We start from the raw sequence: 15,788 nt of genomic DNA, 5'->3' as shown, positions 1-15,788 counted from the left end.
ATTATTTTTTCTCCGCGCTGTGTTCGCCGTATTGCGCCAGCTCAGCCAGTAACGGCCAGCGGGACATTAGTTGCGGGATTTTTTCTTTACGGGCTATATCGACGTAATTTAATTCTGACAGAGAAAAAAGGCGACTCAGCGCAAAAAAATCATCATCTTTTTTCGGTTCGGATTCTTCCTGGTCTGCAATATTGGCTCCCACCGGTTCTTTCTCCCTGCATCAATCTAAATACTGAGACAACATGGCCAAAATGGCCTTACCTGTTTAGGTTTTTTAGTACCAAACATTATTATGAAGTATTATGATTATTTAATGTGGCAATGCTAGAATTTATTATACTCACATTCCCGGTGTGCCCAAAGCAGACTTTTAATCAAAAATGACACAAGCAGATTAACTATATGGCACTCTCCTTTTCATTGGGCATGAAACCATTCTGGAATGGATTAACCCAGATGCAATCTCAGGGGCTTTACTGGGTTAATACCGACAGTGAGGAAGCCGCTTATCATCTTTGCGGTCAAACTGTTGAGGCTCAGCAAGGTGAAGTTCCGGTCAGTGTTTTTTTTCCGCAGCACAATTTACTTTGCACTGCACATGAAAACAGAGTACCGGATGACGACATTCTTCTCACTTATTTGAAAAAGTATCAAAAAAAAACCTTTTATTACCAGTTAGCGAATGGCAAAAAAGCGTTTCTCTCTCTTGCAGCCGATATTAATCGTCTGCCTGCTCACTCCGCCTCATTAATGATTCTATTACTCCCGGTCAGTACCTGGCAGGCGATAAGTGATAAACAATTCGCCCGCTGGTTGAGTGAAATGAGCTCTGGCACCCATAATAAAGGTGCAACGCTCCTTATTATCTGCTATGGAAACGGTATTAATGCGGTTAAAACTCAGCTTCACTTATACCACCGCAATATATACGGCGTTGCAGATTTGAAAACGGATGTTGAGCCTAATCAATGGGGTATTTCCTGGTGGCATGACACACTGGGCGCGCAAGCCAACACGCTTTATCCGCTGATACGCCACCACACCGGCTGGGAAATTCAAACAAACGTTTCTGCGGCAGTTTCCGACCAAACCGGCGATGACCAGTGGATGTTGCTGGCCGATCGCTCGGTGCTTGAAGGTGCGCCTGCGCTTTCAGAACGCTGGTTCCTGTTTGACGATAACGAAGCACTGGCCGCACGAGCGGCGCATGCCCGCTCGGCGACAGTCATTTTCGCCCTTACCGGCAATGACGAAGTGGAAGTGCTGGCCCGTCAGGTTCATCTTTTACGTATGCAGCGCGGCACGGGTTTGAAAATTGTCGTGCGTGAAATGAATGCCTCTTTGCGTTATGTCGATCAGCGCCTGCTTCAGGCCTGTGGCGCGAATCTGGTTGTCCCGCAGGCGGCACGCCTTTCCAACTTCCTGACCCTGCTGGATGATCTGCAAAACCTCACGTATACCCGGCATGTGCCGGACGATATCGAATTGCTGCTCGACAGCCGGCTGCCTACCCACCATAAGGGTTATCTGCCACTGCCGGTTTTTTGCCAGGTGATGCGCGAGATTTGGGATCACGCCTCTCTGGCGACGGAATCCCGGGGCATTTTAATTTCTCTGCGCCCTGCCGCCGGGATCAGCCCGCAGCAGGCGATGTCTTTATGTTCACTGCGCCGTGACGGTGACATTTTGACCGTTACCGGGCGTCATCTTTATCTGTTTCTGTCGAACTGTCAGGTCAGCGATGTGGAAAATGTACTGACATTTCTGTTTAGCCTGCCGGTCAAAGAAGTGTTCACCAGCCAGACGTTCTGGAGTCAGGAACCGGATATCCAGACAGAAGTTCGCCGTCTGGCCGCCAGACCACCGATGGCAACACCGGTGCTGGCGGCAGAAACATACGTGCAACATAAAACAGAACCGTTAAAACGGGCGCAGGTGCACCAACCCGTGCCCGTTACGCTTGCCGTGAGCGATTCGCCTGTGATTCAGGCACCGGAGTAACAGCATGGACATCAGAGATATTATTGAAATTTTTATTCTGGCAGCGATGATTTTTTTCCCGGCAGGATATGTACTGCGCAACCGGCTACCTCGCTGGAAAAACCGTTTCGCGGCCCTTTTCCTTTCGCCGCGCTATTTAACGCGAATAACAGCCAGCTCCGTCAGTAAAAGCCGCAAACGCTCCGGTATACCGGCTGATGACTCCGCCGCAACAGGGAAATCCAAGACGTCACTATGAACGAATCGCAATCCTCTTCACCGCATTTGCGGATCTGGCAATCCTGGCGCGGCCTGGGTGCCTGGAACTACTATTTTTTACTTAAATTTGTTTTGCTTTCAATGGGGTATCTGAATTTTGATGCACTGAGCAATCTTGTCTTTGCCGCAGTATTGCTGTTCCCGTTACGTTCACTGCGCCTGCATCGCTGGAGACAGTGGCTGGCCCTGCCTTTCGGGCTGGCACTGTTGTATCACGATACCTGGCTGCCCGGCTGGCGTTCAATCGTCAATCAGGGGGCGGACGTTGCCGGTTTCAGTTTCAGTTATCTGCTTGAACTGGCCGATCGCTTTATCAACTGGCAGTGGATTGCCGTCGGTTTCGCTTTGCTGGTTGGTTATCTGTTTATCTCCCAGTGGATCCGGCTGACCACATTTACCGTTATTGCACTGCTGTGGCTTAACCTCAGCGGCCTCATCACGCCATTTTTCGCGCATTATACGCCCCCGGCTATCGCCCAAAATACCGTGACGACACCGGTGACCGTTGCGCCATCAGCCACGGATAACACCGTGAATGGTCCGCCGACCAATGCCAATCTGAACGCTTATCTGGAGCAGTTTTACCAAAACGAACGGCGCAAGACGACGAAATTCCCTGATGCGTTGCCTGCTGATGCACAGCCGTTTGACCTGCTGGTGATCAACATTTGTTCGCTGGCCTGGTCAGATCTGGATGCCGTGAATCTTTCCAGTTCACCGCTGTGGTCACGTTTCGATTTTGTCTTCAGTAATTTTAATTCAGCCACGGCCTACAGCGGCCCGGCATCTATCCGCCTGCTGCGCGCCAGTTGCGGTCAGACCTCGCATCATGATTTGTATCAGCCTGCCGGTCAGCAGTGTTATCTGTTTGACGATCTCGCGCGTCTGGGCTTCACTTCCCAACTGGCTATGGATCATACGGGTGTATTCGGTAATTACATCGGTAACTTGCGTGATGATGCCGATATGAAAGCGCCGCTAATGTCACAGGCCGGTCTGGGTTATGAGCTGACGTCATTTGATGGCACACCGATTTTCAACGACGGGCAGCTGTTCTCCCGCTGGCTGGAAAATCAGGAGAAAGCCGGTACCGCGCGCACCGCGACCTTCTTTAACCTGATCCCGCTGCATGACGGCAACCGTTATGTGGGCAGCAATAAAGGCGCGGATTACCATAACCGTGCACAAACCCTGCTGAATCAGCTGAATACTTTTATGGATCAGCTGGATAAATCCGGCCGCAAAGTCATGCTGCTGGTGGTGCCCGAGCATGGTGCTGCCCTGGTTGGCGATAAGATGCAAATATCGGGTCTGCGTGACATTCCAAGCCCGGGCATTACCCACATTCCGGTCGGCGTGAAATTCTTTGGTATGCAGGCCCCCCATGCGCCGTCACCGATGAAAATCGAGGGTCAGAGCAGCTATCAGGCGATTTCAGAAATGGTCGCCCGCGCAGTCGATGGCAAAGTATTTAACAGCCCGACAATGGACTGGAAAACTTTCGGCTCGAACCTGCCACAAACGCCGCTGGTATCAGAAAATGAGAACTCGGTGGTGATGGAATATCAGGGGAAAATTTACATCCGGCTCAACGGCGGCGGGTGGGTGCCGTATCCGAGCTGAGTGAAGCCGGGTCGGAACATAATGAATTTTAAGGGGCAGCTTCTTTTGCTCCCCCCTTCGCAAGGGAGGGAGCTTAGGCTCTCTTCATTTATTCTGCAAATAGCTGGTCATACACATGCTGTAAATGGCGGCTCATTCTTGCCCGCGCCCCTGCGCCATCTTTCGCCAAAATGGCGTCCAGGATCCCCTGATGATCGGCATTCATTTCACGGGCGAAATCCACTTCGGTGTAATGACTCTCCAGGCGCATAAACCGGCGTGAACGTCGCTTATCCCACAAATATCCCATCATATCGTGCAGCACTTCGTTGCCGGTCATTTCGCTGATCATCATATGAAAGCGGCGATCGGCTTCGAGGAAGGCGTCGTTATTAGCATTCAGTTCGTTTAATTCGCGGGCGATGGCTTTTAGCTTTTCGCACTGATCGTCAGTGCCGTTAATTGCCGCCAGTTCTGCTGTCATCGATTCATAAACCTGACGTGCTTTTACCAGTGATTGCAGGCTGAATTCCTCTTCGGTATTCACCGTTTGCACCGCGGGTGTGGCCTGTGGCAGCGGATCGCTGACATATACGCCGTTGCCGGTGCGGATTTCCACCCAGCCGGTGATTTCAAGTGCAATCAGGGCTTCACGAATGGATGAACGGCTGACCCCCAGCTGTTTGGATAAATCGCGCTCAGAAGGGATCATCGCGCCCGGCGCAAACTGACCGGTATTAATGCAATTAATCAAGACATTAGAAATCTGGCGATACAGCCGTTCAACTTTAAGGGTGGGTAATGCCATTATTTTCTCCGTGTTCATGCTGAATCCCAGATCTGTTATCCCGATCACATTAAAGATCGGTTTGATGCTGAATCATATGTCGGTCTGATGGCCTGACCAGCAGACCACCTGACCAGACCGCGCATTAAGATTGAACTTATCACCGGCCATGCGTCAACTACATTCAGACAGTCAGTTAACAATTTTAAGGAAAACACATGGAACAGACATGGCGTTGGTACGGCCCGAACGATCCGGTTTCACTTGATGATGTGCGTCAGGCTGGCGCAACCGGCGTGGTTACCGCCCTGCACCATATCCCGAACGGTGAAGTCTGGCCGGTGGAAGAAATTCAGAAACGCAAGGCCATAATTGAAGCCAAAGGGCTGGTATGGTCTGTCGTGGAAAGCATTCCGGTGCATGAGGAAATTAAAACCCGTAGCGGAGATGTTGAAAAACATATTGCTAACTATCAGCAATCTATCCGCAACCTGGCGGAATGCGGCATCGATACAGTCTGCTATAACTTCATGCCGGTTCTGGACTGGACACGCACGGATCTCGGCTATTTGCTGCCGGATGGTTCACGCGCCCTGCGCTTCGACCATATCGCGTTTGCGGCTTTTGAATTGCATCTGCTCAAGCGCGAAGGCGCGACTTCTTATTACAGCGCGGATGAGCAAAAACAAGCGGCCGAATACTTTGCGGCAATGACACAGGCGGATAAAGATCAGCTGGTGTCTAATATTATTGCCGGTTTGCCGGGTGCGGAAGAAGGCTACACACTGGATCAGTTCCGTGCACGTCTGGCCACTTACGACGGTATTGATAAAGCGAAATTGCGTGAAAACATGGCGCATTTCCTGCGCAGCATTGTGCCGGTTGCCGAGCAATGTGGATTGAGTCTGGCGGTTCACCCTGATGATCCTCCGCGCCCTATCCTCGGCCTGCCGCGTATTATTTCCACCATCGAAGATATGCAATGGCTGAAAGAAACGGTCGACAGTATTCACAACGGTTTCTGCTTCTGCACCGGTTCTTACGGCGTGCGTGAAGATAATGATCTGGTGAAAATGATGACCACCTATGCCGACCGCGTGCATTTCATTCATCTGCGTGCGACGCAGCGGGAAGACGTACCGGGAAGCTTCCATGAAGCAGACCATTTAGACGGTGATGTGGATATGGTGGCGGTAATCAAAGCGATTCTGACCGAAGAGCAAACCCGTCGCCGCGCGGGCAATCTGCGCGCTATCCCGATGCGTCCGGATCACGGCCATCAGATGCTGGATGATTTGCATAAGAAAACCAATCCGGGTTATTCAGCGATTGGACGCCTGCGGGGACTGGCAGAACTGCGGGGTGTGGAGCGGGCTTTGAAACAAAGCTTCTTTAGCGAATGAATTCGCACTTCTTAATAACTGAATTGTGAAATTTCGGTTTTTCAATAACGGTTATCAATCGGCCTTTCGCGCCGAAACCGACCAAAGAGGGCTATGACGAGCCCTCTTTGGGATCTCCACGTCTTGAACTGCGCGCTCTGCTCGTGGCTATGTTTCAGGCAGCGCCGCGACAGGCTGGAAAGCTTGCCGCTTTGCGGTGCCTTCACTCGGTCTTCGAGCCTCAAGTCTCGAAGCCGCTCCGTTCAGCAAGCTTTCTGAATCGCCCCTGACTTTTTTAAAAGACAAAATCACAATGAGTGAGGTTGTGAAGTATAAGCCTGGGGCCGGTTCCAAAATACCGCCGGACGAGAGGTGGAAAACCGCGCGTCTTTTTGCGCGGGTTGTAACCCGAAGGGAGGGAACCGCGCAGCGGCGGGATTTTGCGGCTATCGCTGTGATGCCTGAAACATAGCCAGCGAGCAAAGCGCGCAGTAAAAAGAGCCTGGGATTCTTAAGGGTGGTGGCGATAAGCCACCCTTAAGGCCAGTTTGGGTGGCAACCCAAGGTTTTAAGGTCGCCCCTTTTGCAGCGGCCCCCTCTGCAAACTCAAAAATGATACGCCACCGCGTTTTCCTGCTCCGGCCACGGATGGGATTTATACGGCTTGGCCGGATAGTTGATCTCGACACTCCGGCGGCGGAAATCACTCGGGCTCACCCCGACACGTTTCCGGAATACCCGTGAGAAATACAACTGATCATCGTATCCCACCACGCGGCCAATCGTCGCGATGGATTCCTGTGTGGTCTGCAATAATAATTTGGCGCGGATTACCCGCTGATCTTCGCGCCAGCGCAGGATATTGATCCCGACCTGCTCACGGAATAAATGCGCCAGCCGTGAGGGTGAGAGGCAAACGTGGCGGGCAACTTCATCAATCCGCAATTCACCCGCCAGATTGCCAGTAATAAACTGACAGGCTTCGATAACACGCGGATCCATAATTTTTTGCGGGCTCTGCGGATCTTCCTCCATGGCGCGCAGCAACAAACGCTCCAGAAGATTCATCCCCAGCTCTTCACAAAAACGTCGCCCCGATTTCTGCGTTTGTTCGATGTTGGCAAACAAACGGTCAAATTCCAGCAACAAAGTGTTATTCGGTAAAGAAAGACGCCCGACGTCGCGGGTTTTGGTGTGCCATTCGAGCCAGTCAGCCCAGTAGGCGCGCGGGCGGAAATAAACCCAGCGGTGATACCAGGAATCAGCGTTAGCAGACCGGCTGTAAAGATGACGGGCTTTCGGCGGGAATAGCAGCAGATCGCCGGGGTTGCAGTAGAAGGTATCTTCGCCGTCGAAGACTTTCCCCTGCCCCTTCACCGTCAGGTTAAGGATATAGCCCTTCATGCCGCCGGGACGGTCAATGGCAAAATCCAGTGGCCCGTCAGCAAGGATTGGTGTCATACCGGCGACCAGATAGGCATTGAAACTGTAACCCGGTAACAGCGGATTTTGCTGCTGATCCTGAATCATACGGTGATACATCGAACCTCCTGAAACTTCACATGGCTATGGACTTTTCATCTATTCTAACCGGCAGTGAAAACGCTGCCAGTAAAGGTTACTATATTGTGAACAAACACGCGTTTTCCCGGCATTTAACCCGTGATAGCGCTAAATGCCGGACGATGACAGGATGAAAGCGTTATCACAAAATCCGATTAAACGGTCTTTTTCGCTTTCTGTTTGTAGCGGTCAAAGATCACCGCCGCCAGCAGGATCAAACCACGAACCACATACTGCGAGAACGGAGAAATATTCAGCAGGTTCATCGCATTTTCCACGGTACCCAGAATAAGGATCCCGGAAACAACATAGGAAATTTTGCCGATGCCGCCTTTCAGGGAAACGCCCCCCAGCACGCAGGCAGAAATAACGATCAATTCGAAGCCCAGTGAGGTCATGGGCTGGCCGCTGGTCATGCGTGACGCCAGAATGATGCCCGCCGCCGCTGACACCAGCCCGGAGAGCACGAAGATGATGATTTTTGTACGCACCACCGGCACACCGGCCAGACGCGCCGCATCTTCATTACCGCCAATCGCCAGCGTGTTACGCCCGAAAGTGGTTTTGTTCAGCAACAGACCAAAGATGATCAGACAACTGACCGTCAGCCAGATGGGCGCAGGCAACCCCAGCCAGTTGGCGTAACCCAGAGTGAAGAAACGTTCGTCTTCGATACCCACCGCTTTACCATCGGAAATGATGTACGCCAGACCGCGCACGATCTGCATGGTGGCAAGCGTGGTGATCAGCGCATTGATTTTCAGGCGGGCGATAACAAAACCGTTGAGCAAACCGGTCAGCATACCGAGCAGTAAACCGGCAGCGACACCGATCCACAAGCTTTCGGTCATATTGATTACCACGGCGGTCGTGACGCCCGCACAGGCAATCACCGACGCAACTGACAAATCGAAGTCACCGGAAGCCAGGCAGAACAGCATCCCGCAAGCCACCATCCCGGACATTGAAATCGCCAGCCCTAACCCTTTCATGTTGATGAAAGAACTGAAGTTGGGCACGAAAATGGTACAGGCAATAAACAGCACGGCGAACACCACTAACATGCCATAACTGTCCCAGATACGCATCAGCCCCTGGCCGCCGCGTGAGGCGGCTGAAGGTTGATCCGGTTTAGCTGAATTGGTCGTCATACTCGACATAATATTTTGCTCCTCAGTCAGGCAGCGTCATGGGCAGAATCAAGAACGGGTGTCCGCAACATGGCGAGCCCCAGCGCTTTTTCTTCGGTGGCGTCGTCATGCAACAGTTCGCCGGAGATTGCACCTTCGCGCATCACCACAATCCTGTCGGCCAGACCCAGCACTTCCGGTAAATCACTGGACGCAAACAGCACCGAAATGCCTTGTTTTGCCAGTGAATAAATCACATTGTAGATTTCATGCTTAGCACCAACGTCAATACCGCGCGTCGGTTCATCCAGCAAAATGACTTTCATTTCTTCCGATAACCAGCGACCCAGAATGGCCTTTTGCTGATTACCCCCCGAAAGATTCATGATCAGTTGCTGATCGCTGGGGGTTTTGATATTCAGCGCATCAATATGTTTACGCGCATTCTTCGCTTCCCAGGCGTTGTTGATCAGACACCCTCCTTTGACTGTTTTGCGACGGGCGCTGATGTTGATGTTGTCACGCACCGAGTGCACAGGAATGATGCCGTCAGCCTTGCGGTCTTCCGGACATAGCATGATGCCCTGGCGGATAGCATCCGCCGGTTTGCGGATATTCAGCGCTACGCCGTCGAGACGGACGGTGCCACCGGTAATCCGCGTGCCACCGAATAAGCCTTTCATCAGCTCACTGCGCCCTGCGCCCACCAGCCCGAACAGGCCGACGATTTCACCCTGGCGTACAGTGAGGCTGACCGGTGTTCTCACGCCCGGTGCTTTCACCTCTTCCAGTTCAAGGCGGATTTCGCCATGCGGACGCGGTGCGTAACCGTAAATGTCATCGAGATTACGGCCAACCATCGCCTGCACCAGTTTGCTGTTATCCACCTGCATCATATCGTCGAAAGTGCGGACATAACGCCCGTCTTTGAAAACAGTGACAGCGTCACTTAATGCAAAAATTTCTTCCATGCGGTGTGAGACATATAAAATCACGCGCCCTTCAGCACGTAACTCACGGATAACACGGAATAACTGTTCAATTTCACGGGCGGAAAGTGAACTGGTCGGCTCATCGAACGCAATAATTTTGGCATTACGTGCCAGCGCTTTCGCAATTTCAACCATCTGCCACTGGCCGATGGAAAGATATTTCAGCGGCGTATCGGGGTCGATATCCAGTCCGAGATGTTCAAGCTGAATTTTGGCTTCGTAACGCAGCAATTTTCGGTTCACGAAACCATGTTTGCTCGGTAACTGGCCGAGATAAATGTTCTCTGCCACCGTCATTTCCGGCACCAGATGTAATTCCTGATAAATAATCGCCACACCGGCATCGAGCGCATCCGTGGTATGGCTGAATGCGACCGGCTGGCCTTTGATGTGAATATTGCCCTGGGAAGGCTGATAGTTCCCGCTGAGGATTTTCAACAGCGTAGATTTACCCGCGCCGTTTTCGCCCATCAGCGCATGGATCTGCCCGGCATAACAATTGAAAGAAATCCCGTCCAGCGCTTTCACGCCAGGAAAAGTTTTGCCAATGTCATGGAATTCCAGATACGGCCTGGCCGCATCAAACTCCGTCAGGGACGGTGTCAGCAAAGGCGTCTTATTATCGAAAGATTGCTGAGTCATAGTGGCTACCTGGAAGTTGATTAAGTATGGATGCACGCCGCTGCACAGCAGAAAACAGTTCAACGTCTCCCTGTCGTCCACTCTGCAGCAGCGTCTCTCCCCTTCATACTTCAAGTCGCAGATGCGTTGGCTACGCTTACTCACCCGAATCACTTACTTATGTAAGCTCATCGGGACTCGCTCACTTGCCGCCTTCCTGCAACTCGAATTATTTAGGGGTATTGCTTGTTTCAACCACATCTGAAGATCACATAAGACCTTTCTTCTTCAACTCTTCTTTGAAGTTGTCGCGGGTGATGAGGACAACATCCGTCACTTCAGTAAATTTCGGTGGTTCAACGCCTTTAGTGACCCATTCATTCAGCATCTGGATACTTTTGTAACCATGGATATCCGGGCTAGGTAACAGGGAACCGTAGAAACCGGTTTGGGCACTTTTTGACAACTCATTCACCGCATCCACGCCGTTGATGCCGATGCCGATGACGTTAGCGGCTTTAAAGCCCTGACCTTCGGTTGCACGAACGCCACCTAATACCGTGTTGTCGTTCATGCCGATGATCAGCCAGTTTTTCACTTCAGGATGTTGCACCAGCAGGGAGTTACCGGCATCCAGTGCGCCCGGTATGTCGTTAGATTTGGTCGGGACTTTATAGATTTGTTTTTCCGGGAATCCGGCTGCTTTCAACGCATCCATCGAACCGGAGGTGCGGCGGCGCGCCGTATCGAGTTCATCTGCCGTAATGGCCATCACCCCGGTATCAGCCACTTTCCAGCCACGCTTTTGCATTTCTTTGTACAGTTCCTGCCCCTGACGTTCGCCGATTTTGGTCGCGGCCATCATAACTAACGGCACTTCTTCCATTGGCTTGCCTTTGGCATTCACAAACTGGTCATCCACCTGGATGACTTTCATGTCATAGCTGCGCGCTTTCGCCATGATGGCAGGTCCGAGACGCGGATCCGGTGTACAGATGACAAAACCTTTCGCCCCGTTGGCCGCCAGGCTGTCAATCGCATTCAACGTTTTTTCACCATCCGGCACGGCGATTTTAATGACGTCGAAGTGGAGATCCTTACCGGCTTTATCTGCGAACCGCCATTCAGTCTGGAACCACGGCTCTTCCGGCTGTTTAACCAGGAATCCCAGCTTCGGATTCTCGGCTGCCATAGCTGAATGTGACATAAGGGCAGCTAACCCGACCGCCGCTAATGCCTTAGTGAATTTATGCATGATGTTCTCCGACTTTTATTGTTGTTTTTCACAATCGCAGTCTTACATCGGGTGGTTTACCGCAATCGTGAAAACGTTATCAGTAGCGTAAAGAGACAAAGTGAAAGTGCGGCGAAGTCCGGTTTTATAGAGGATTTACGTCACACTCTCTTGTAAGACGGGTTAAGTTTTAGCGGTAATTTTGCAACGGAATGTAGAGCGCTATCACACGGCGGGAAAACAGCAGGTTTGTGCATAGATATAGCGATTTTAGCCAAACGCTAACATTTGACCAACCTCACAGAAACATCATTGGGAGCAGATTTGTGCATACTTCCAGCTAACGCCTCCTCACTCACTTTTTTGCATCCTCCTACTGTTAGAGCAATTCGATTCGCCGCCGTAATGACTACGGCAAACCTGAAGGAGTGAGAAAGAATGACGCAAGGTGCGATTGCTCTTGGTCTTGATTTTGGCAGCGATTCCGTCCGTGCCCTGGCAGTGGATTGCCAGACCGGTGCCGAGATGGAAACCGATGTGGTTTATTATCCGCGCTGGAATGAAGGTCGCTATTGTGATGCGGCAAAAAATCAGTTCCGCCACCACCCGCTCGACTACATAGAGGCAATGGAACAGGCGATTAAAAATGTGGTGCAACGTCTGGGCAGCGAACGTGCTGCGCGCGTGGTGGGTATCGGTGTTGATTCCACCGGTTCAACCCCCGCCCCTGTCGATAAAGAAGGCAACATTCTGGCGCTGAAACCGGAATTCGCCGAAAACCCCAACGCCATGTTCGTGCTCTGGAAAGATCACACAGCCATAGAAGAAGCCGAAGAGATAAACCGTCTTTGTCGCAGCGGCAATTTCCCTGACTATTCCCGTTATATCGGCGGCGTTTATTCCTCAGAATGGTTCTGGGCAAAAATCCTGCATGTATCGCGTGAAGATGCGGCGGTTAAACAAGCCGCTGCCTCGTGGGTCGAATTGTGCGACTGGGTGCCCGCCCTGCTTTCCGGCACCACCGCGCCGGATAAAGTGGTGCGCGGACGTTGCAGCGCCGGACATAAAATGCTCTGGCATCCGTCATGGGGCGGTCTGCCACCCAAAGATTTCTTTGCCGCACTTGATCCGTTGCTGGTTGAACATCTGCCGTATCCGCTGTTTACCGACACCGTTACCGCCGAACAGGCTGTTGGCACACTCACGCCTGAATGGGCCGAACGTCTTGGCTTACCGGCCAGCGTGGTGCTGTCGGGCGGTGCATTCGACTGCCATATGGGCGCGGTCGGAGCGGGTGCACAACCTTATACGCTGGTCAAAGTGATCGGCACTTCCACCTGCGACATTCTCATTGCCGATAAAGAACGCGTCAATGACCGTGCTATTGCCGGCATCTGCGGGCAGGTCGAAGGCAGCGTGGTACCGGACATGATCGGAATGGAAGCCGGACAATCCGCTTTCGGCGACATGTATGCCTGGTTTAGTCGCCTGCTGAGCTGGCCGCTGATTCAGGCAGCCAAAGCGCATCCTGAAATGGCACCGCAACTGACCAGCCTGCAAAAAAATCTGCTGACCGATCTCACTGCTGCCTGGGCGGCAAATCCGAAACTGGATCATCTGCCGCTGGTGCTCGACTGGTTTAACGGCCGCCGCACACCGTTTGCCAACCAGCGTCTGAAAGGTGTCATTACCGATATCAATCTGGGCACAGAGGCGCCGGAACTGTTCGGCGGTTTTATTGCGGCGACCGCTTTTGGCGCACGCGCCATCATGGAATGTTTCGAACAGCAGGATATTCCGGTGGAAAACGTGCTGACCCTCGGCGGCATCGCACGTAAATCGCCGGTCATCATGCAGGTTTGTGCTGATGCCATGAACCGTCCGCTGCAAATTGTCGCCTCGGATCAGTGCTGCGCGCTGGGTGCCGCGATTTTTGCCGCTGTCGCCGCCGGGGAATTCAACGATGTCCCTGCCGCTCAGGAAAAAATGGCCTGTAGCATTGAACGCACACTGCTGCCGGATCCGCAGCGCGTTGAGCAATATCAGCGTCTGTACACACGTTATCAGCAATGGTGTGCCACGACAGAACCACTGTTTGCAGCAAAACCGGCACATTAATTCGTATTTTACCTATCCGATATTCAGGAGTCATAAATGGACGCGTTTAAACATCTCGAAGTGTGGTTCGCCATTGGCAGTCAGCATCTGTATGGTCCCCAGGCATTACGTCAGGTAAAAGAGAACGCCGAGAAGGTGGTCAGTAGCCTGAACAGCGAAGCCGGGTTGCCGATCAAACTGGTGCTCAAACCGCTGGTGACCACGCCGGACGAAATCACCGCGTTATGCCGTGAAGCTAACTATGACAATGCCTGTGTGGGCATCATCACCTGGCTGCATACGTTCTCACCGGCCAAAATGTGGATCGCCGGGCTGAGCATTCTGCATAAGCCGCTGATGCAGTTCCATACCCAGTTCAACGCCGAAATCCCCTGGGAAACCATGGACATGGATTTCATGAACCTGAACCAGACTGCGCACGGTGGCCGTGAATTCGGCTTCATCGGTGCCCGTATGCGCCAGCAACATAGCGTAGTGGCCGGTCACTGGCAGGACGGTGAATCTCATCGCCGTATCGCTCAGTGGATGCGGGTTGCTGCCGCGAAAAACGAAAGTCAGCATCTGAAAGTGGCACGTTTTGGCGATAACATGCGTGAAGTTGCGGTCACCGAAGGCGATAAAGTGGCTGCGCAAATCCAGTTCGGTTACAGCATCAGCGCCTACGGTATTGGTGACCTGGTCAGCGTAATCAACGAAGTCAGCAAAGGCGACGTCGATACGCTGGTAGAAGAATACGAAGCCACCTATCGTCTGACGGATGCGGTAAAACTCAACGGCGAACGTCGTGAAAATCTGCTGGATGCCGCCAAAATTGAACTCGGCATGACCCGCTTCCTCGAGCAGGGTAAATTCGGCGCGTTCACGACCAACTTTGAAGACCTGCACGGTATGAAACAACTGCCGGGGCTGGCCGTTCAGCGTCTGATGCAGAAAGGCTACGGCTTTGGTGGCGAGGGTGACTGGAAAACATCTGCCCTGCTGCGCATCATGAAAGTGATGGCCAGCGGTCTGAAAGGCGGCACGTCTTTCATGGAGGATTACACCTACCACTTCAAGCCGGGCAGTGATCTGGTGGTGGGCTCGCACATGCTGGAAGTGTGTCCGTCGATTGCCAAAGAAGAGAAACCGCTGCTTGACGCGCAATATCTCGGCATAGGTGGTAAAGCGGATCCGGCACGTCTGATTTTCTCCACGCCAGCGGGTCCGGCGGTCAATGCCAGCGTCATCGATATGGGTGACCGCTTCCGTCTTCTGGTCAACCTGGTGGATACCATCGAACAACCGCATCCGCTGCCAAAACTGCCGGTTGCCCGCGCTATCTGGAAAGCCCAGCCATCACTGGCGACAGCAGCAGAAGCCTGGATCCTCGGCGGCGGCGCACACCATACCGTGTTCTCACAGGCACTCGATATCGACGCGCTGCGGTTATATGCAGAGCTTACCGGGATTGAACTGCTGGTGATTGATAACGAGACGACGCTGCCGGACTTTAAGAATCAGATCCGGTGGAATGAGGTGTATTACAAGCTTTGCAGCCGCTGATTTATTTGCAGAAGGCCGCTGCAATGGCGGCTTACACTGCTAAAGCGAGTTAGCGTAAATTTCGGTTTCTTACGTGCGGTGATCTCTTAACGCGCTGCGCCGAAACCGCCCAAAAGGGGAAAGTGCTTTTCCCCTTTTGGATTTCCCCACGCTTTTTCAACACGCGCTTCGCTCGCTGGCTATGTTTCAGTTGCCGCGGCGACAGGCTGGAAATCTTGCCGCTACGCGGTACCTTCATTTCGGGGTTGCAGCCTCAGGTCTGCAACCTCTCATTTAGCAAGCTTTCTGAACCGCCCGCACGATCTTAAATTCAAAAACAGAATGAATTTATATTTTCAGAAAAGTGTATTGGCGTGATCAAAAATGGCACCGAATGAACGGTTCGAGACCTATGGCTCGAGCCGAGCGGAGCGAGACAACGTCACGAAGTGACGGCCCGAAGGGCGAGGCCGTAGGCCGAGTAAACCTGAAATTCGGGAATCGCGAAGCGATGACATTTTGCGCCACTCACCAATGCATCAGAACATGTCCGTCATATCCGCGACAGCGCGCAGTGAA

General features: G+C 52.5%; 12 protein-coding genes and 1 other RNA gene. 7 read left to right on the top strand and 6 right to left on the bottom strand.

What is annotated here, in order from left to right; all coding sequences use genetic code 11:
• Position 1 precedes the first annotated feature (1 nt).
• Positions 2-202: a cellulose biosynthesis protein BcsR gene (gene bcsR / locus ACOZIO_RS01415; protein ID WP_129951234.1), complete on the bottom strand. Its 201-nt coding sequence runs from the start codon at positions 200-202 to the stop codon at positions 2-4.
• Between the two features lie 200 nt (positions 203-402).
• On the opposite strand from bcsR, the gene bcsE reads away from it, so the two are divergent.
• From bcsE to bcsG, 3 genes are read left to right on the top strand one after another with little or no spacing between them, the layout of a single operon-like run.
• Positions 403-2,001 carry a cellulose biosynthesis protein BcsE gene (gene bcsE, locus ACOZIO_RS01410; RefSeq protein WP_421594848.1) on the top strand — a complete coding sequence of 533 codons (1,599 nt, stop codon included), beginning with the start codon at positions 403-405 and terminating at the stop codon, positions 1,999-2,001.
• A 4-nt stretch (positions 2,002-2,005) separates the two neighbouring features.
• The gene (gene bcsF / locus ACOZIO_RS01405; RefSeq protein WP_129990749.1) at positions 2,006-2,239 is read left to right on the top strand and encodes a cellulose biosynthesis protein BcsF; all 234 of its coding nucleotides are present in this window, start codon (positions 2,006-2,008) and stop codon (positions 2,237-2,239) included.
• Positions 2,236-3,882 carry a cellulose biosynthesis protein BcsG gene (gene bcsG / locus ACOZIO_RS01400; RefSeq protein ID WP_421594847.1) on the top strand — a complete coding sequence of 549 codons (1,647 nt, stop codon included), beginning with the start codon at positions 2,236-2,238 and terminating at the stop codon, positions 3,880-3,882. Before bcsF ends, bcsG begins: the two co-directional genes overlap by 4 nt.
• Positions 3,883-3,970: 88 nt before the next feature.
• Here the strand turns inward: bcsG and ACOZIO_RS01395 are convergent, their stop codons facing one another.
• Positions 3,971-4,669: a FadR/GntR family transcriptional regulator gene (locus ACOZIO_RS01395; RefSeq protein ID WP_421594846.1), complete on the bottom strand. Its 699-nt coding sequence runs from the start codon at positions 4,667-4,669 to the stop codon at positions 3,971-3,973.
• A 197-nt stretch (positions 4,670-4,866) separates the two neighbouring features.
• Here ACOZIO_RS01395 and uxuA point away from each other — a divergent pair, with 197 nt between their 5' ends.
• Positions 4,867-6,051 carry a mannonate dehydratase gene (gene uxuA / locus ACOZIO_RS01390; protein WP_217159479.1) on the top strand — a complete coding sequence of 395 codons (1,185 nt, stop codon included), beginning with the start codon at positions 4,867-4,869 and terminating at the stop codon, positions 6,049-6,051.
• 585 nt (positions 6,052-6,636) lie between these two features.
• On the opposite strand, the gene araC is transcribed toward uxuA, so the two are convergent.
• The 4 genes from araC to ACOZIO_RS01370 all read right to left on the bottom strand — a co-directional run bounded on the left by araC (position 6,637) and on the right by ACOZIO_RS01370 (position 11,591).
• On the bottom strand, positions 6,637-7,572 hold the full coding sequence (gene araC, locus ACOZIO_RS01385) for an arabinose operon transcriptional regulator AraC (protein WP_095922099.1): 936 nt from the start codon (positions 7,570-7,572) through the stop codon (positions 6,637-6,639).
• 176 nt (positions 7,573-7,748) lie between these two features.
• Positions 7,749-8,753 carry an L-arabinose ABC transporter permease AraH gene (gene araH / locus ACOZIO_RS01380; protein ID WP_421594845.1) on the bottom strand — a complete coding sequence of 335 codons (1,005 nt, stop codon included), beginning with the start codon at positions 8,751-8,753 and terminating at the stop codon, positions 7,749-7,751.
• A gap of 17 nt (positions 8,754-8,770) precedes the next feature.
• Positions 8,771-10,357, bottom strand: a complete 1,587-nt coding sequence (araG, locus tag ACOZIO_RS01375; protein WP_421594844.1) for an L-arabinose ABC transporter ATP-binding protein AraG — start codon at positions 10,355-10,357, stop codon at positions 8,771-8,773.
• A 247-nt stretch (positions 10,358-10,604) separates the two neighbouring features.
• Complete coding sequence (locus ACOZIO_RS01370; RefSeq protein ID WP_015697441.1) at positions 10,605-11,591, bottom strand: arabinose ABC transporter substrate-binding protein; 987 nt, start codon at positions 11,589-11,591, stop codon at positions 10,605-10,607.
• A gap of 417 nt (positions 11,592-12,008) precedes the next feature.
• Here ACOZIO_RS01370 and ACOZIO_RS01365 point away from each other — a divergent pair, with 417 nt between their 5' ends.
• The 3 genes from ACOZIO_RS01365 (at position 12,009) to ACOZIO_RS01355 (ending at position 15,693) form a co-directional block, all read left to right on the top strand.
• Entirely contained in the window at positions 12,009-13,688 is a 1,680-nt protein-coding gene (locus ACOZIO_RS01365; protein ID WP_129951228.1) for a ribulokinase, read from the top strand.
• Positions 13,689-13,724: 36 nt separating this feature from the next.
• A complete protein-coding gene (gene araA / locus ACOZIO_RS01360) occupies positions 13,725-15,230 on the top strand; it encodes an L-arabinose isomerase (protein WP_421594843.1) in 1,506 nt (501 codons plus the stop codon).
• 381 nt (positions 15,231-15,611) lie between these two features.
• A non-coding RNA gene (locus tag ACOZIO_RS01355) (RtT sRNA) lies at positions 15,612-15,693 on the top strand.
• The last annotated feature ends 95 nt before the right edge of the window (positions 15,694-15,788 follow it).

Origin of the sequence: Rahnella sp. PD4, assembly GCF_049199325.1 — a bacterium.
Lineage (GTDB): Bacteria > Pseudomonadota > Gammaproteobacteria > Enterobacterales > Enterobacteriaceae > Rahnella > Rahnella perminowiae.
Note: the sequence above shows the minus strand (reverse complement) of the source record. Positions and strands in the feature narration are given on the sequence as shown.